The sequence below is a fragment of the Aeromonas sp. 61P genome, from assembly GCF_051919545.1.
Lineage (GTDB): Bacteria > Pseudomonadota > Gammaproteobacteria > Enterobacterales > Aeromonadaceae > Aeromonas > Aeromonas veronii.
Map to the genome: position 1 here is coordinate 2762215 of NZ_JBQBEL010000001.1, position 16888 is coordinate 2779102.

15 protein-coding genes and 1 pseudogene are annotated in these 16888 nt (G+C 60.1%); 10 read left to right on the forward strand and 6 right to left on the reverse strand.

Annotated elements, in window-relative coordinates; all coding sequences use genetic code 11:
• Window positions 1-33 precede the first annotated feature (33 nt).
• The 3 genes from ACTG2O_RS13100 (at window position 34) to htpG (ending at window position 3705) form a co-directional block, all read left to right on the forward strand.
• Entirely contained in the window at window positions 34-597 is a 564-nt protein-coding gene (locus ACTG2O_RS13100; protein WP_083851929.1) for an RNA 2'-phosphotransferase, read from the forward strand.
• 427 nt (window positions 598-1024) lie between these two features.
• Window positions 1025-1627, forward strand: coding sequence for a recombination mediator RecR (gene recR, locus ACTG2O_RS13105; RefSeq protein WP_021231388.1), 603 nt, complete (start codon window positions 1025-1027; stop codon window positions 1625-1627).
• A 164-nt stretch (window positions 1628-1791) separates the two neighbouring features.
• Window positions 1792-3705 (forward strand): molecular chaperone HtpG, encoded by a 1914-nt coding sequence (gene htpG, locus ACTG2O_RS13110; protein ID WP_439975968.1) that lies wholly within the window; start codon window positions 1792-1794, stop codon window positions 3703-3705.
• Between the two features lie 105 nt (window positions 3706-3810).
• On the opposite strand, the gene ACTG2O_RS13115 is transcribed toward htpG, so the two are convergent.
• The 6 genes and pseudogenes from ACTG2O_RS13115 to pspF form a co-directional block, all read right to left on the reverse strand.
• Entirely contained in the window at window positions 3811-4596 is a 786-nt protein-coding gene (locus ACTG2O_RS13115; RefSeq protein WP_005333681.1) for a peptide ABC transporter ATP-binding protein, read from the reverse strand.
• Between the two features lie 34 nt (window positions 4597-4630).
• Window positions 4631-5629 carry a peptide ABC transporter ATP-binding protein gene (locus tag ACTG2O_RS13120; RefSeq protein ID WP_139429591.1) on the reverse strand — a complete coding sequence of 333 codons (999 nt, stop codon included), beginning with the start codon at window positions 5627-5629 and terminating at the stop codon, window positions 4631-4633.
• A pseudogene (locus ACTG2O_RS13125) lies at window positions 5629-6521 on the reverse strand (ABC transporter permease subunit). Before ACTG2O_RS13125 ends, ACTG2O_RS13120 begins: the two are co-directional and overlap by 1 nt.
• Before the next feature lie 35 nt (window positions 6522-6556).
• Entirely contained in the window at window positions 6557-7516 is a 960-nt protein-coding gene (locus tag ACTG2O_RS13130) for an ABC transporter permease (protein WP_005333676.1), read from the reverse strand.
• A gap of 2 nt (window positions 7517-7518) precedes the next feature.
• Complete coding sequence (sapA, locus tag ACTG2O_RS13135; RefSeq protein WP_041202111.1) at window positions 7519-9114, reverse strand: ABC transporter substrate-binding protein SapA; 1596 nt, start codon at window positions 9112-9114, stop codon at window positions 7519-7521.
• A 108-nt stretch (window positions 9115-9222) separates the two neighbouring features.
• Window positions 9223-10251, reverse strand: a complete 1029-nt coding sequence (gene pspF / locus ACTG2O_RS13140) for a phage shock protein operon transcriptional activator (RefSeq protein ID WP_019444928.1) — start codon at window positions 10249-10251, stop codon at window positions 9223-9225.
• Between the two features lie 196 nt (window positions 10252-10447).
• Here pspF and pspA point away from each other — a divergent pair, with 196 nt between their 5' ends.
• The 7 genes from pspA to ACTG2O_RS13175 all read left to right on the forward strand — a co-directional run bounded on the left by pspA (window position 10448) and on the right by ACTG2O_RS13175 (window position 16826).
• Entirely contained in the window at window positions 10448-11134 is a 687-nt protein-coding gene (pspA, locus tag ACTG2O_RS13145; protein ID WP_236284995.1) for a phage shock protein PspA, read from the forward strand.
• Between the two features lie 3 nt (window positions 11135-11137).
• Window positions 11138-11374, forward strand: coding sequence for an envelope stress response membrane protein PspB (gene pspB / locus ACTG2O_RS13150; RefSeq protein WP_005333672.1), 237 nt, complete (start codon window positions 11138-11140; stop codon window positions 11372-11374).
• Window positions 11371-11775, forward strand: a complete 405-nt coding sequence (gene pspC / locus ACTG2O_RS13155; RefSeq protein ID WP_019444926.1) for an envelope stress response membrane protein PspC — start codon at window positions 11371-11373, stop codon at window positions 11773-11775. The genes pspB and pspC overlap by 4 nt, the downstream gene beginning before the upstream one ends.
• Window positions 11776-11877: 102 nt before the next feature.
• Window positions 11878-13284, forward strand: a complete 1407-nt coding sequence (locus ACTG2O_RS13160) for a YcjX family protein (protein ID WP_439975970.1) — start codon at window positions 11878-11880, stop codon at window positions 13282-13284.
• A gap of 53 nt (window positions 13285-13337) precedes the next feature.
• Window positions 13338-14369, forward strand: coding sequence for a YcjF family protein (locus ACTG2O_RS13165; RefSeq protein WP_201939604.1), 1032 nt, complete (start codon window positions 13338-13340; stop codon window positions 14367-14369).
• A gap of 190 nt (window positions 14370-14559) precedes the next feature.
• The gene (locus ACTG2O_RS13170) at window positions 14560-15483 is read left to right on the forward strand and encodes a LysR family transcriptional regulator (RefSeq protein ID WP_304520833.1); all 924 of its coding nucleotides are present in this window, start codon (window positions 14560-14562) and stop codon (window positions 15481-15483) included.
• Between the two features lie 197 nt (window positions 15484-15680).
• Window positions 15681-16826 (forward strand): ABC transporter substrate-binding protein, encoded by a 1146-nt coding sequence (locus ACTG2O_RS13175; RefSeq protein WP_115521822.1) that lies wholly within the window; start codon window positions 15681-15683, stop codon window positions 16824-16826.
• The last annotated feature ends 62 nt before the right edge of the window (window positions 16827-16888 follow it).

Below are 16888 nucleotides of genomic sequence, written 5' to 3' on the forward strand. Positions count from 1 at the left end.
TAAGTATGCTATTTAAATGTAATAGGGGTTTTTATGGTTGATGAAAAGGACTTTGAGAAAGTCAGTCGTGTAGTTTCACATGCTCTTCGTCATGAGCCATGGCTTTATGAGTTGGAGCTGGACGAGCAAGGATGGGTTGCTGTTGATGATTTAATCAAGGTGTTACACCGAGAGAATTCAAAATGGAGTGATATTACCACCGATACTCTGGTTGATATGATCACGGCGTCAGATAAAAAACGACATGAAATATGCGATGGTAAAATCCGGGCACTATATGGTCATTCTGTACCGAAAAAACTGCTTAAACAGCCAGCCATACCACCCATAGCACTATATCATGGTACATCACCAGAACTTGCTAGAATAATTTTAAAAGATGGGTTATTGCCTATGGGAAGACAGTATGTACATCTTTCAATAGATATCGATACAGCTATTCAAGTCGGTCGTCGTAAGTCCAATAAACCAGTTTTGTTACAAATAGAGACTGATGGGGCCATGAAAAATGGTACAATTTTCTATCGTGGTAATGATATTGTTTGGCTAGCTAATCATATCTCATCTGAATTTATTGCTAGTCATGTGCAAGAGTAGTTTTTAAAGAGTTATTTTTTAGATGTTTAAGTGTTTGGAGTCGAATTGTTTTATGATGGTTTTATTTTTATCCATTCAATCGTTTCCTAAATAACTCATCGGATTGTCATTTTCCTAATCCATTATCTGTACTTTCTTGCTGGTAGACCAAGGGCGTTACCAACCTTTTTTGTTGTTACCCTTGAATTCCATTGATTCGGGCAAGCACGCTGGCGATAGAGCAAAACAAGCGCCATTTCTAACGGGTAAGTGCCTCGTTGAAAACTGTCCGGTTGATGCGACAGGGCGGTTAGCGAAGAAGGTGTGGGCAAGCCGATGGCGATGGGCGGCGGGCTCGGGTATAGTCCTGCGCCAATGGCGTTATCCTGTTTTGCTGACCCGTCGTGGCCCTGGTGGTGGCGAGGGGCAGGCCTGTGTAAGGAGTGTTATGAAGTTCAGTCCCCTGCTCGATGAGATGATGAAAGCCCTGCAGGTATTGCCGGGAGTGGGGCCCAAGTCTGCCCAGCGGATGGCCTTTACCCTGCTCGAGCGTGAGCGCAGCGGCGGTTTGCGGTTGGCCCAGCTGCTCTCTCGCGCCCTGACCGAGATTGGCCACTGCAGCCACTGCCGCACCTTTACCGAGAACGACCGCTGCGATATCTGCGCCAATCCCAAACGGGAAGAGAATGGCTTGCTCTGTGTGGTGGAGAGCCCGGCTGACGTGGCGGCCATCGAGCAGACCGGCCAGTTTTCCGGTCGCTACTTTGTGCTGATGGGCCATCTGTCGCCGCTGGACGGCATAGGCCCGGAGGAGCTGGGACTCGATATTCTGGAGCGCCGCTTGAAAGATGAGGCGATCAGCGAACTGATCCTCGCCACCAACCCCACCATTGAAGGGGATGCCACCGCCTGGTATATCGCTGATATGGCCCGCACCGCCGGGGTAGAGGTGAGCCGCATCGCCCATGGCGTGCCGGTGGGGGGCGAGCTGGAGCTGGTGGATGGCACTACGCTCTCCCACTCCCTGATGGGGCGCCAGCGCCTCAAGTAAGGGGCGGGTGGCGGCAAGTCGCGAAAAACTGAACATAAAATCGGCGGTTACACGCCAACAGGGGGCGAATGAGCAGGATTGCACATTCGCCCCCTTGATATTTGGATCGCTGTCCCCATCTAGGTTGAGCATATGTTCAACCCGATGTTTCTGAGGATTGGTCCATGACCCAAAGTGTTCATGCCGAAACCCACGGCTTTCAGACTGAAGTCAAACAACTGCTGAGCCTGATGGCTCACAGCCTCTACTCCAACAAAGAAGTATTCCTGCGCGAGCTGATCTCCAACGCCTCCGATGCGGCGGACAAGCTGCGCTTCAAGGCGCTTTCCGATGCCTCTTTGTTCGAAAACGACGGCCAGTTGCGTGTGCGTCTGGTGGTGGACAAAGAGAAGCGTACCCTGACCATCTCCGATAATGGGATCGGTATGACCCGTGATCAGGTGATTGAGCATCTGGGTACCATCGCCAAGTCCGGCACCGCAGAATTCTTCAAAAACCTCTCCGGCGATCAGGGCAAGGATTCCCAACTGATCGGTCAGTTCGGGGTCGGTTTCTACTCCGCCTTCATCGTGGCCGACAAGGTGACCGTGGTCTCCCGCGCCGCCGGTACTGCTCCGGAGCAGGGCGTACAGTGGGAATCTGAAGGGGAAGGCTCCTTCACCGTGGCCGATGTGACCAAAGCCGGTCGCGGTACTGACGTCATCCTGCACCTGCGTGCCGAAGAGGACGAGTTCCTCGACGACTGGCGTCTGCGCTCCGTGGTCAGCAAATATTCCGATCACATCAGCGTGCCGGTGGAGATGTTCAAAGAGGGCACCCCGGATCGGGAAGAAGACGGTGAGACCATCGTCGGCACCCCGGGCGAGTGGGAGCAGGTCAACCGCGCCACTGCGCTGTGGACCCGCAACCCGAAGGACATCAAGGACGAGGAGTATCAGGAGTTCTACAAGCACGTCGCCCACGACTTCGAAGATCCGCTCCTGTGGGGTCATAACCGGGTGGAAGGGGCGCAGGAGTACACCAGCCTGCTCTACGTGCCGGCCCGCGCACCGTTTGACCTCTACAACCGCGAGCAGAAACACGGCCTGAAGCTCTACGTGCAGCGCGTCTTCATCATGGACGACGCCGAGCAGTTCATGCCGACCTACCTGCGCTTCGTCAAAGGGGTGCTGGACTCCAACGATCTGCCGCTCAACGTGAGCCGCGAGATCCTGCAGGACAACAAGGTGACCGTCTCCCTGCGCAAGGCCTGCTCCAAGCGCGTGCTGACCATGCTGGCCAAGCTGGCCAAGGACGACGCCGAGAAGTACGCCAAGTTCTGGAGCGAGTTCGGCAACGTGCTCAAAGAGGGTCCGGCCGAGGATTACGCCAACCGCGAAGAGATCGCCAAGCTGCTGCGCTTTGCCAGCACCGCCGGCGAGGGCGAAGCCCAGACCGTGTCGCTGGAGGATTATGTTGGCCGGATGAAGGAAGGCCAGCAGAAGATCTACTACATCACCGCCGACTCTTATGCCGCCGCCAAGAACAGCCCGCACCTCGAGATCTTCCGCAAGAAGGGCGTCGAAGTGCTGCTGATGTGGGAGCGGGTGGACGAGTGGCTAATGAGCCACCTGACCGAGTTCGACGGCAAGCAGCTGGTCTCCGTCACCCGTGGCGAGCTGGATCTCGGCGATCTGGAAGACGAAGCCTCCAAACAGGCACAGGAAGAGGCCGAGAAGGCCAACGCCGGTCTGGTGGAGCGGGTCAAGAAGAGCCTGGGTGATGCAGTGAAAGAGGTGCGTGTCACTCACCGTCTGACCGACTCCCCCTCCTGCATCGTCACTGACGCTTATGGCATGAGCACCCAGATGATCAAGCTGATGCGTGCGGCCGGCCAGCCGGTACCGGAGCAGAAGTACATTCTGGAGCTCAACCCTGATCACGCGCTGGTGAAGAAACTCGACACCATTGAAGACGAGGCACTGTTCGGTGAGTGGGTCACCCTGCTGCACGAACAGGCCCAGCTGGCCGAGCAGGGCGGGCTGAACGATCCGGCGAGCTTCGTCTCCCGCATCAACCGTCTGCTGCTGCAAGCCTAAGCAGCAACGCCGGTAACAGAAAGCCCACTGCATGCAGTGGGCTTTTTTGATCCCGCCGTGTGAGCTCGGCGAAAAACAGCGGTGAGGGAGGTGGCCAGCGCCTCTCTATTTGCGGTATTCGTTGTTGTAGTTCTGGATGAGACGGCGGGTCACCTCATGTTGGGGATCGGCAAACACCTTGAGGGTCTTGCCGCGCTCCACCACTCGACCTTCGTGCATCACCAGCACCTCGTCACTGATATGGCTGACGATCCCCAGGTCGTTGGCTACCAGCACATAACTCAGCCCCATGGTCTCCTGCATCTCCAGCAGCAGGTTGATGATCTGGGAGCGCACCGAGATATCCAGCGTGGAGAGCGCCTCATCGGCCACCACGATCTTGGGGTTGAGGATCAGCGCCCGCGCCAGCGCCACCCGCTGCTGCTGACCGGAGGAGAGCATCTGCGGATAGAACAGGGCGTGATCCGGCAGCATCCCCACCATACGCAGGGTCTGCACCACCTTCTCGCGGCGCTCCTCCTCGGTCATCTCGGTGTTGAGACGCAGCGGCGTCTCCAGGATCTGGCCGACCCGGATCTTGCGGTTCAGCGAGGTGTTGGGATCCTGAAAAATCATCCGCAGCAGTTTGCAGCGTGTCTGGTAATCGCCATGCACCATCAGCTGGCCGTCGATGGCGATGTCGCCGCTGGTGGGTTCGATCATCCCGGCCAGAATGCGGGCGAGGGTGCTCTTGCCGGAGCCAGCTTCGCCGACGATGGCGAGGGTCTGACCCACTTCGAGATCGAACGAGAGGGGCTTGATCGCCTCCACCGCCTGACGACGGAATAGACCGGTGCGGTTCTGGTAGGTTTTGCTAAGGCCTCTGACCTGCAACAGGGATGGCTCGATCACAAGCGGGGCTCCTTCATGGGGGCATTAACGGTCATCATTTTTTCGGCTCCTCCATGTTCAGCGGGAAGTGGCAGCTGAACTGATGGCCCTTGATCTTGTTCATCAACGGAGTCTGCACGCACTGCTTCTGGGCGTAGGGGCAGCGCGGACCCAGACGGCAGCCGATGGGCAGGTGTTGCAGTGGCGGGATGACGCCGGGCAGGGTCTCGAGGCGCGACTTGTGGCGCACCAGCTTGTCAAAGTCGGGGATCGATTTGAGCAGGGCATCGGTATAGGGGTGATGCGGGGTCTCGAGGATCTGCTCCCGGGTGCCCACTTCCACCATCTGGCCGCAATACATCACGTTGATGGTATCGGTCAGATTGGCGATGGCGGCGATGTCGTTACTGATGATCAGGATGGTGGTGTTGCCCAGCTTGTTCATCTTGTCCAGCAGTCGCAGGATCTGGGAGTGGGTGGTGGACTCCATGGCGCTGGTGGGCTCGTCGGCTACCAGCAGACGCGGCTGGTTGGCAATGGCCATGGCGATCATCACCTTCTGGCACATGCCATCCGACAGCTCATGGGGATAGGCGCGCATCACCTTGCGGTGATCCTTGACGCCGACCCGGTGCAGCAGGGCGATGGCCCTCTTCTTGCGCCACTGGAAGCGCTGCCAGAATTGTCCCTCGAACGAATCGGTCGGGATCGCCTCTTCCAGCTGGGTGCCGATCTCCTCGGAGGGATCGAGACAGCTGATGGGGTCCTGGAAGATCATGGCGATCTCGCGACCCATGATGCGACGGCGCTCCTTGGGAGCCATGGTCAGCAGATCCATGTCGTTGAAGCGCATCCGGTCGGCACGCACTGTCCAGTTGTCCTTCTCGATGCCGACGATCACCTTGGCGATCAGACTTTTTCCGGAGCCGGATTCACCCACCAGACCGCGGATCTCCCCCTCGGTCAGGGTCAGGCTCACCTTGTCCACCGCCTTGACCTTGCCTTGCGGGGTGTCGATCTCGATGGTGAGATTGCGAATGTCGAGCAGCGGCATCAGTCATTCCCCTCTTTGAGTGCTTCACGAATGCCTTCACCAACTAAATTGGTCACCAGCACGCTGAACAGGATGGCGATGCCGGGCAGGGTGACGGTCCAGGGGGCGAGATAGATAAGGTCGCTCGAATCGGCCAGCATGGTGCCCCACTCAGGTTGGGGAGATTGGGCGCCGAGGCCGAGAAAACCGACCGCCGAGATATCGAGAATGGCCGCCGACAAGGTGCGGGTGGTCTGGGCCACCAGGGTCTCGACAATGTTGGGCAAAATAGCCAGACGCATGATCCGGAAGGGGGGCGAGCCATCGAGGCGGCTGGCGGTGATGTACTCCTTCTGCATCTCGGCATGTACTGCGTTGTAGGTGGCCCGGATAAAAGGCGGGATCAACGCCAGGGTAATGGCTATCAGGGTATTGCCAAAACCCGGCCCCATGATGGCGACCATGATGATGGCCATCAGCAGGGAGGGGATGGAGAGCAGGGTATCGAGCAGGTGGTGCAGCACGCTCGATTTAAGTCCCTTGCTCATCCCGCCGAGGATACCGATGGCGGAGCCCACCACCATGGCGATCACCACCACGACCAGCGCATAGCCGAAAGTGAGGCGCGCCCCCACCACCAGCCGGGAGAGCATGTCGCGCCCCAGATCGTCGGTGCCGAGGAAGTAGTCGATGTTACCGGTCGCCGCCCAGGAGGGGGCGAGCAGCAGCTTGTCGGTGTGCTGTTCATCGATGCCGTAGGGAACGACCAGCGGCCCCACCAGCGTGATGAGCAGCAGCAGCAAAAAGCACCAGAGCCCAGCCATCGCCAACGGATTGCGGCTGTATGAGGCCCACGTCTGCTCAAGGGGGAGAGGATCTTGAGCTCGGGATAGATGTTCGATTTATCTTGCATAGGATACCTGGCTCCTGGTCACGCCATGAGCGCGTTCAATCTTGTTTGGCATACAACTCTTTGCGCCGTGCCGGATAGATAAGGGTGGTCAGCAACTCGGTGCTGACGCTGGTCAGGATCACGAAACTGGCGACCACCAGGGTTGCGCCGCGAATGGCGGCGTAATCCTGCAGGGCGATACTGCTGATGAGCCAGCGGCCGATCCCGTGCCACTCGAACACCACCTCGGTGATCATGGCGGAGGTGAGCACGCTGCCCAGTTGCAGACCCAGCAGCGGCAGTACCGGCGGCAGGGCGTTCTTGAGACCATGGCGCCAGACGATCTGCGCTTTGGAAAGGCCCCGGCTCGCCGCCGCCTTGATGTAGTTCTGCTTCATCACGTCGATGAGCGAGCTGCGTACATGGCGGATCACCTCGGTGGTGGGCACCACCGCCAGCACCAGTGACGGAAGGATCAGGTGGCGCAGGGCATCATGCAGCGCCGCTTGCCGCCAGGGCTCGTTGCTGAGCAGCACATCGATCACCGCGATGCCCGTGATGGGGGGCACGTCGTAGAGCAGGCTGATCTGGCCCGACGCCGGCAGCCAGCCGAGATCCAGCGAAAAGAGCATTACCACCAGCAGCGCCAGCCAGAATACCGGCACCGCATAGCCGATAAGACCGGCAGTCATGATGGATAGATCCAGCGTCTTGCCCTGTGACAGGGCCGCCAGGGTGCCGAGGGGTATCCCCACCAGCAGCGAGATGGCGAACGCCGCCAGACAGAGGATCAGGGTCGCCGGGAAGTAGTGGCGGATCTCGTCCAGCACCGGCAGCCCGGAGACGCTGGAGAGCCCCAGGTCACCTGCGAAAATGCGGCGCAGGAAGTCGGGATAGCCGCTCCAGAAGCTGAGCTGATGGCCGATCAGCCGATAGTCCAGCAGATAGGCGACAAAGGTCAGCGCCAGCAGAGTGATAAGCAGCAGGTTGATGCGGCGCAAGGTGTATAGAAGCATGCTTACTCCCTGTGAGCCTGGTTGAAGGAGGTGCCGCCAAAGGGCATCAGCGTCAGCCCCTCGATGTCGCTGCGGCTGACCTGGGTACGCAAGGCGTGAGCCAGCGGGATCAGCGGCAGCTGTTCGTTAAGCAGGGTCTGGGCATAGTAGTAGTTGCGCAGCCGGAACGAGAGCTGGGGCGTGGTGACCGCATCATCCAGCAACTGATCGAAGGCTGGGCTACACCAGCGGCTGTAGTTGTTGCCGCGCTCCACTGCCGAGCAGCTCAGCAGCTGACGAAAGAAGTTGTCCGGGTCTGCGTTGTCGGCAATCCAGCCGGAGAGCAGACTGTCGTACTGCCCCTTGGTGAGGCGGCCTTCGATCACCGGCCACTCCCGTTGCACGATCTTGAGCTTGATCCCGACCTTGGCCAGATCGCTGCGGATCAGCTGGGCGGTCTTGACCGCATCCGGGTTGTAGGGGCGGGCGTCCGGTTGTACCAGCACCTGCATCTCGAACCCTTTCTCCAGACCCGCCTCCTTGAGCAGCTGGCGCGCCCGTTTCAGATCGGGTTTGCGCTCGGGCAGGCTGGGGTTGTACCCCCATGAGAGGGTCGGCAGCAGGCTGTTGGCGGGCAGGCCGGTATCGAAATAGACCGCCTGAAGCAGGTTGTCGATATTGATGGCGCTGGCAATGGCCTGCCGCACCTTGACGTTGTTGAACGGCGGCTTGCGGGTATTGAGGGCCAAAAAGGCAACGTTCATCCCCGACTGGACCGAGAGGCTCAGCGCCGGATTTTGCTTGATCACCGAGAGCTGGCTGGCGGAAGGAGTGCTCATTACGTCGCACTCGCCGGTCAGCAGCTTGGCCAGCCGTTTGGCGGATTTGGGGGTAATGTCGTAGACCAGCTGTTCAATCTTGGCATCGCCGCCCCAGTAGCCGGGATGGCGCAGATAGCGGATGAACTCGTTGTGGCGATACTCCTTGAAGCTGAACGGCCCGGTGCCGATAGGGCGGCTATCGAGCAGGGCTGGCGTGCCTGCCTGCAACATCTGCTCGGCGTATTCGGCGGAGAGGATCACCGCATAGTCGCTGGCCAGAGTGGCGAGGAAGGAGGCGTTCGGCTGATTCAGCTCGAACACTACCGTCTGCGGCCCCTTCTTGCTCACCCGCTTGATCAGCAGATCTTGCCCCAGGCTGTAGAAGTAGGGGTAATCGCCGCCGGAGACATTGTGATAGGGGTGCTGCTCGTCCAGCTGGCGGGCATAGGTAAAGACCACGTCATCTGCATTGAAAGTGCGGGTGGGCTTGAACCAGGGGGTATGGTGAAACGTCACCCCCTTGCGCAGGGTCAGGGTATAGGTGAGGCCATCCTCGCTGACATGCCAGTTGGTGGCGAGCGCCGGCTCCAACGCCAGGGTGTTGGGGTTCACCTCCAGCAGGCGGTCGTAGAGCGGACGGGCACTGGCATCCAGTGTCACCCCGGAGTTGGAAACATGGGGATTGAAGGAGAGGGGGGATCCCTCAGCACAATAGATGAGTCCGGTTTTGGAGGCCTCGGGTTGCTTCTGGCAGCCGGTGACCAGCACCAGCAGACCCAGCAGCAAGGGTGTGAGCATTCTCATTGTTGAACCATGTTCTTATAGGGGTTTTGTACGCACGTTTTGATACAAATGTGCCAGCGCGAAGGCTGGCGTGTTGCTGGAGTCGGCATCAACCGCGCTCCTTCACTCTTGTTCTGCATCGTTATCGCCATCCAGCAGCTGATATTTGCGTAGCATGCCACGGAACTGGTGATAGCTTAAGGCCAGCAGTTGAGCGGCTTTGCGCTGATTATACTGGGATTGCTGCATCGCTTGCTTGAGTAAATTAATCTCGTATTCCGCCACCGCCTGCTTGAGATCGAGCGGCAAGGCGAGGGGGGATGCAGATTGTACCTCGCTTCGGGCCTCTTGCGCAGGTTGCGTGACCTGTGGTCGCCAGGGGGAATCAAACGGGTTGAGCACCAGGGTCGAGAGCGGCAACTGGGGATTGCCCTGACGGTAGATGCTGCGCTCCACCACGTTCTTCAGCTCCCGCACGTTGCCCGGCCAGTGGTAATCCAGCAGCAGCTGGGTTGCCTTGCGCGAGAAACCGGCAAACAGCGGATAGCCCAGCTCCCGGGTCATGCTGTGGGCGAAGTGCTCCGCCAGCATCAGGATATCTTCCCGCCGCTCCCGCAAGGGGGGGAGGGTGATCACATCAAACGCGAGCCGGTCGAGCAGATCGTGGCGAAACTGCCCCATGTCGGCCAGCGCAGGGAGATCCTCGTTGGTGGCGCAGACCAGCCGCACATCCACCTTGAGGGGCTTGGCCCCGCCCACTCGCTCGAACTCGCCATACTCGATGACCCGCAGCAGCTTCTCCTGCACCCGGGCGCTGGTGGTGGCCAGCTCGTCGAGGAAGAGGGTGCCGCCATCGGCCCGCTCGAAGCGGCCCTGATGGCGCTTGGCGGCGCCGGTAAACGATCCCGCTTCGTGACCGAACAGCTCGGTCTCCAGCAGGCTCTCGCTCAGGGTGGCGCAGTTGATGGTGACAAAGCTTTGATCCCAGCGCGCCGAGAGATAATGTAGGCGGTGGGCGATCAGCTCCTTGCCCGTCCCCCGCTCACCGATGATCAGCACGGGTTTGCGCAGCGGGGCGAGCCGTGAGGCCTGCTCAATGATCTCGAGAAATGCGTTGGATTCCCCCAGCAGGCTTTCCGTGGCCGTGGTCATAGTGATCCCTGTCAGTTGTAAAAGCTGGTCAATCTTACCAAAAGTTGGTGATTTTAATCATCACTTGCGCGAGGCATCTTGCAATCCGGCTATTCTGCCCCATATAAATCAACAAGTTAAATTTTGTTCCAGATTGGCACACAAGTTGCCATTGTCAATGGAGAAACAACGCCATGCCAATAACAGGAGTGCAATCATGAGTATTTTTTCCCGTCTGGCCGACATCATCAATTCCAACCTGACGGCCCTGCTCGACAAGGCAGAAGATCCCCAGAAGATGGTGCGCCTGATCATCCAGGAGATGGAGGACGAGCTGGTCAAGGAGCGTTCCAATCTGGCCCGCTTCCTCGCCAGCCAGAAAGAGATTGGTCGTCAGGTCGCCCGTCATCAGGAGCGGGTCGACGAGTGGCAAGCCAAGGCCGAGCTGGCCCTGACCAAAGGGCGTGAAGATCTGGCCCGCGCGGCCCTTATCGAGAAGAAGAAACAGACCGAGTTGTCAGAGACCCTCTACCGCGAGCAGCAGTCGGTCGACAGCGGCATCGAGAAGCTGGGTGAGGAGATCCGCCAGCTCGAAGCCAAGCTGGAAGATGCCCGCGCCCGTCAAAAGGCGATGGCTATTCGCACCGAAGCGGCCAGCAGTCGTCTCAACGTGCAGAGCCAGGTAGCTCGTGGCGAGAGCCAGGCGGTAGTGAACAAATTCGAGCGGATGGAGCGTCGCATCGACGAAATGGAAGCTCGCGCCGATCTGGGTCAGTCCGACAAGGCGCTGGCGCAGCAGTTTGCCGAGCTGGAAGTGGATGATCAGATAAGCCGCGAGCTGGAAGCCATGCGCCAGAAGTTGGGGCAGGGCGACAGCAAAAGCGAAGGCAAACAGGGGGAGTAACAGATGGAAGATCTGCTGGGCGTATTGATGGTTCCCATGGTGGTCTTCATGGTGGTGGTAGCCCCCATCTGGCTGGTGCTGCACTATCGTGCCAAGGGGCGGATTGGCGCCGGTCTTGCTGATAGCGAGCGGGAACAGCTGCAAGGGCTGCTGGCTCGCACCGAGAAGATGCAGGAGCGAGTGGGCGCGCTGGAATCGATTCTGGATGCGGAAGTACCCGGTTGGAGGAACAAGGTATGAGCAGTGTCAGTCGTGAAGGGCGTAACCTCTATCGTGATCCCCGGCAGGGCAAGATAGCCGGGATCTGTGCCGGTTTGGCTGAGTATTTCGGGGTGGAGACCTGGATCGTGCGGCTGCTCGCCATCAGTGGCCTTATCTTCGCCGGTTTCATCACCTTCACCGCCTATATCGCCGCCTGGTTCTTGCTCGATAAAAAGCCGGTCACCCTCTATTCGCAAGAGGATGCCGACTTTGCCGAGGTGCGGATGAAAGCGCGTAGCTGGCAGGCGGGGATCACCCCTCATCAGGCGCTGGGCCGCATCGCGCAGGAACTTGACGCGCTGGAGCCCAGAGTTCAGCGGATCGAGAAGCTGGTGACCTCCAGGGAGTTCACCCTGCAGCGGGAGTTTCGCAAGCTGTAGTTCTTACTCAAGCACTCAATGTCGATGGTGGAATCTTCCGTGATGATCCACCATCGACACCAGCTATCCAGATGCAACCACCAAGGGAGAACGGGTCAAGCCTTGATACTCAATAAACTGGAACAGAAGTTGACTCGCCTGCAACACAAGGCGAACGACGTGGTGAACCGGGTGCGGGATCGCCATATCCGGCTGGCGGTGACCGGCCTCTCTCGCAGCGGCAAAACCGCCTTTATCACGGCGCTGGTCAACCAGCTGGAACACGCGGCCATCGACGGCCGTTTGCCGTTGTGGGATGCCCTGCGTCAGGGGCGCATCCTCGGTGCCCGCCGGGTGCCGCAGCTCAATGCCCACATTCCCACCTTTGCTTACGAGCGTGGCCTAGACTCCCTGTTTGGCGATCCACCAGCCTGGCCCGAGCCCACCCGCGGCGTGGCCGAGGTGCGTCTCGAAATTCGCTATCGCACCCGTCATCCTCTGCGCAAGCATCTGGGGGAGATCTCCACCCTCTACGTGGATCTGGTGGACTACCCCGGGGAGTGGCTGCTCGACTTGCCGCTGCTGGAGATGAGCTACGAGCAGTGGAGCGAACAGGTGCGCGAGCAACTTCGTCGCCCAGAGCTGCAGGCGCTCGCTGCCAGCTGGTTGACCCCCAGGTGGCAGGCTGAGCAACGCTTCGAAGAACGACCAGTGGCGGAGCTGACCGAGCGCTACACCGCCTATCTGCATGCCTGCAAACAGGAGCTGGGATTGCACCTTATTCAACCCGGTCGCTTCGTCTTGCCGGGGGAGTATGCCGGTGCCCCCATGCTGCAATTTGTCCCCTGGGTGTGGGAGATGCCTGTCGGCGAGCCCGCCGATGGCACTCTTTACGCCACTCTCAAGCAGCGCTTCGAGCAGTACAAACAGCATCTGGTGCAGGGTTTTTATGAGCAGCACTTTGCCGGCTTTGATCGCCAGATCGTGCTGGTGGATTGCCTGCAGCCCCTCAACGCCGGGGCAGCCAGCTTTGGCGACATGCAGCAGGCCATTGCCCGCATCATGGAGAGCTTTGCCTACGGCAAGAGCAACTGGTGGCGGCGACTCTTCTCGCCCCGTATCGACAAGCTGCTGTTTGTGGCGAGCAAGGCCGATCACGTCACCCCCGAACAACATGCGCCCATGGTCTCACTTCTGCAGCATCTGGTGCGCAGCGGCCGCGGCCAAGCCCGTTTTGAGGGGATCACCACTGAGTGCTTGGCGCTTGCCGCCATCAAGGCGACCGAAGTGGGCAAGGGGGTGGCCAATGGCCGCGAGTTCCCCGCCATCCGCGGCACCAGTCTGAGCGGTGAGCCGCTGCTGCTGTTCCCGGGTGAAGTGCCGCCCCATATTCCGCCCGCGCAGTGGTGGAACAGTCAGGGCTTTGATTTTCAGGCGTTTCGCCCCATGCCCATGAGCCCCCATCAGGCGCTGCCCCATATCCGGCTCGATGCGGCGCTGGAGTTTCTGCTCGGGGATCACCTCGAATAACGGTGTGCGGTCTTGGCACCTGAGCCGAAGGCTGCGCACAGGAGAACAATGCGATGAACGATCAGATAAAAGAGCGGCCACCGCTGCAGGGCAAGGTGATCCTTGAGCCAGCCTTGACGGTGGCCAGTGACGAGCGACCGCCCGCACCGGCCCAGCGGCTGGAGGAGGCGAGTTTCGAGCGCCTCGACGAGCTGGACGAGTTCACCGAGGTGGAGAGCGCCCTCGTCATCAAACCGCGCCGCCGCCATCGGCTGCTGGCGTGGGGGCTGGGGGCGGTTGGTCTGCTCTCCTTGGGCCAGTATTGCGCCTTTCTTTACGATCAATTCCTCACCACCCCGCTCTGGGGCAGCGCTTGGCTGGCGGCCTCGGCGCTGGTGGCGGCGGGGACCGCCAGCGTGGTGGGGCGCGAGTGGCTGCGGCTGCGCACCCTCAAGCGGCGTCAGGATGTGCGCTCGCGAGCAGAAGATCTGCTGGCCCATCAGGGAGTCGGGCAGGGGCAGGCCTTTTGCGAAGGGTTGGCGGTCAAAAGTGGCGACAAGGGGCGCGAGGGGTATCAAACCTGGCTGGCCCAGCTCGATGAGAGCCACAGCGATCGGGAAGTGCTGACCCTCTATAGCCAGCTGGTACTCGGCGAGCGCGACAAGCTGGCGCAGGCGCGGGTGGCCAAATGGTCGGGGGAGGCCGCAGTGCTGGTGGCCCTGAGTCCCCTTGCCACTGTCGACATGATGCTCATGCTGTGGCGCAACCTGCGGATGATCGAGGATATCGCCGATGTCTACGCCATCGAGCTCGGCTACTGGAGCCGCATACGCCTCATCCGTCAGGTGTTTCGCAACATGCTCTACGCCGGTGCCACCGAGCTGGTGACCGAGGTGGGGATGGACTTGCTGGGCGCCGAGTTTGCCGCCAAGCTCTCTGCCCGCGCGGCGCAAGGGGTGGGGGCCGGGCTGCTCACTGCTCGCCTTGGCCTGCGTACTATAGAGGCGTGCCGCCCGCTGCCCTGGTGTGCGGACGAGAAACCCAAACTCGGCGAGCTGCGCAAGCGGCTGATCGGCCAGCTGGCGGGGTATCTCAACAAATCCTGATAGCCCTGTCTGCACCTTGCTGCGATGACCCATGCCCCTGTCGTGCTCGCCAAGCCGCAGGGGCATGGTTTTAATCGGCAGATCATTGAGTTGGCAGCAGTGCCCGGTTTTGGCGAGACGCCCGTTTACGGTTAAGCTGGCAGTCAATCTTACCAATCACACTCATCGTACCAATCGGCAAGGATGCCCGATGAACTTTACCTTTCGCCAGATCCGTTATTTTGTGGCCGTGGCCGACAGCTTCTCAGTGAGTCGCGCCGCCGCCGAGCTGCATATCTCCCAGTCGGCGGTCACCAGCGCCATTCGCGAGCTGGAGACCGAGCTCGGCGCCCCGCTATTCGAGCGCAATCCGCGCGGCGTCACCCTCACCACTCAGGGGCACCAGTTTTTGCTCCACGCCCGCCGCATTCTCGGCGCCATGACCGAGGCGAGCCACTCCCTCAAAGCGGTGGCCCAGCAGGATCAGGGGCGACTCACCATCGGCGTGACCACCTTGGTGGCGGGTTACTACCTCTCAGAGGCGCTTGGCCGCTTTCGCCGCGCCTTTCCGGCGGTACAGATCGAGGTGAAGGAGGATGAACAGCCTTTTCTGGAGCACCAGATCGTCAATGGCGAGGTGGATGTGGGGATCCTGATGACCAACCGCACCATCCGGCAAGAGGCGTTTGATACCGAGTTGCTGACCCGTTCGCCGCTGCGGCTCTGGCTGGCCGCCAACCACGCGCTCTGCGCCGAGTCGACCCTCTCGCTCACCGCGCTGGGGGAGGAGCCGATGATCTCGCTGACCGCCGATCAGCTCGATCAGATCATCGGTGGCGGCCTGCGTCGCTACGGCATCTCCCCCCGTATCGTGCTGCGCACCGCGTCGGTGGAGGCTGTGCGCAGTCTGGTGGCAAGCCAGCTCGGGGTCGCCCTGTTGCCCGACTTTGCCTATCGCCCCTGGTCGCTGGAGCAGGAGCGGGTCGAGGCGCGCCCCATCAAGGAGCCCATTCCCGCCATCGATATCGGGCTGGTGTGGCGTCGTGGTTCTCGGCTGGATTGGACGGCGCGGGAATTTATCGATATTGCGCGGGATCAGAGCCGGTTGCGGGCCCGTCAGGCGCTCCCTCGCTAGCCATCTCTTGCGGGGTAGCCACCAAAAATCAGATTCATCTGCACTCGATATCGATTTAGCTGATACCTGAGCCACCAAAAATTGAAATATTCATCGTATTGCCACTCCCCTAAGCTCATTGCTGGTTAACAGGATGTTAACGCCCATGGTGGCGTTCCTTCACCTGATGCAAGTCAACACAATGCAAGGAGTGCATGATGAAATTGACCCCTCTGATGCTGGCTCTTGTTCCGGCGCTGCTGGCAGGCCAGACCCAGGCTGCCCCGACCGAGCTCGGCAAGGGTGAAGGCCAGCTCAATATCGTGGCCTGGGCTGGCTACGTTGAGCGTGGTGAGACCGACAAGAACTACGACTGGGTGACTGGCTTCGAAAAAGAGACCGGCTGCAAGGTGAACGTCAAGACGGCGGCCACCTCGGACGAGATGGTGGCCTTGATGAACGAGGGGGGCTTCGATCTGGTGACCGCCTCCGGCGATGCCAGTCTGCGTCTGATTGCCGGTGGCAAGGTGCAGGCGCTCAATCTGGCGCTCATCCCGAGCTACAGCAAGATTGATCCCCGGCTGCAAAATGCCCCCTGGCACACTGTGGATGGCAAGCACTACGGCGTGCCCTACCAGTGGGGCGGCAATATCCTGATGTACAACACCAAGGTGTTCCCCAAGGCACCGGACTCCTGGAACGTGGTGTTCGAGGAGCAGACTCTGGCGGATGGCAAGTCCAACAAGGGGCGGGTGCAGGCCTTTGACGGCCCGATCCACATCGCCGATGCCGCCCTCTATCTGATGACCCATCAGCCCGCCCTGGGCATCAAGGATCCTTACGAGCTGAACGAGGATCAGTACAAGGCCTCCCTCGATCTGCTGCGCAAGCAGCGCCAGCTGGTGGGACGCTACTGGCATGATGCTTTCGTTCAAATCGATGACTTCAAGAACGAAGGGGTGGTTGCCTCAGGCTCCTGGCCGTTCCAGGCCAACGCCCTGATCGCCGACAAGCAGCCCATCGCCACCACTGTGCCGAAAGAGGGAGTGACCGGTTGGGCCGATACCAGCATGGTGCACAGCGATGCCAAGAACCTCACCTGCGCTTACAAGTGGCTGGAGCACTCCCTGAGCAACAAGCTGCAGGGAGATCTCGCCGCCTGGTTTGGCTCGGTGCCTGTGGTACCTGCCGCCTGCGAGGGCAATGCCCTGCTGGGCCCGACCGGGTGCAAAACCAACGGTATCGACAACTTCGATCGGGTTCGTTTCTGGCGCACTCCGGTCTCCCAGTGCAAGAGCCAGGGAACTTGCGTGCCCTATTACCGCTGGGTCTCCGACTATATCGCCATTCTGGGTGGTCGCTAAGGCGGGGAGTAGCTCCTCCTCTGCACGACTGCCGAGAGCGGATAATCAAGCGGGCTGGACAG

Coding starts and splice junctions, on each gene's coding strand:
- ACTG2O_RS13100 (WP_083851929.1), top strand. CDS start 34: ATGGTTGATGAAAAGGACTTTGAGAAAGTCAGTCGTGTAGTTTCACAT.
- recR (WP_021231388.1), top strand. CDS start 1,025: ATGAAGTTCAGTCCCCTGCTCGATGAGATGATGAAAGCCCTGCAGGTA.
- htpG (WP_439975968.1), top strand. CDS start 1,792: ATGACCCAAAGTGTTCATGCCGAAACCCACGGCTTTCAGACTGAAGTC.
- ACTG2O_RS13120 (WP_139429591.1), bottom strand. CDS start 5,629: ATGCCGCTGCTCGACATTCGCAATCTCACCATCGAGATCGACACCCCG.
- ACTG2O_RS13130 (WP_005333676.1), bottom strand. CDS start 7,516: ATGCTTCTATACACCTTGCGCCGCATCAACCTGCTGCTTATCACTCTG.
- sapA (WP_041202111.1), bottom strand. CDS start 9,114: ATGCTCACACCCTTGCTGCTGGGTCTGCTGGTGCTGGTCACCGGCTGC.
- pspF (WP_019444928.1), bottom strand. CDS start 10,251: ATGACCACGGCCACGGAAAGCCTGCTGGGGGAATCCAACGCATTTCTC.
- pspA (WP_236284995.1), top strand. CDS start 10,448: ATGAGTATTTTTTCCCGTCTGGCCGACATCATCAATTCCAACCTGACG.
- pspB (WP_005333672.1), top strand. CDS start 11,138: ATGGAAGATCTGCTGGGCGTATTGATGGTTCCCATGGTGGTCTTCATG.
- pspC (WP_019444926.1), top strand. CDS start 11,371: ATGAGCAGTGTCAGTCGTGAAGGGCGTAACCTCTATCGTGATCCCCGG.
- ACTG2O_RS13165 (WP_201939604.1), top strand. CDS start 13,338: ATGAACGATCAGATAAAAGAGCGGCCACCGCTGCAGGGCAAGGTGATC.
- ACTG2O_RS13170 (WP_304520833.1), top strand. CDS start 14,560: ATGAACTTTACCTTTCGCCAGATCCGTTATTTTGTGGCCGTGGCCGAC.
- ACTG2O_RS13175 (WP_115521822.1), top strand. CDS start 15,681: ATGAAATTGACCCCTCTGATGCTGGCTCTTGTTCCGGCGCTGCTGGCA.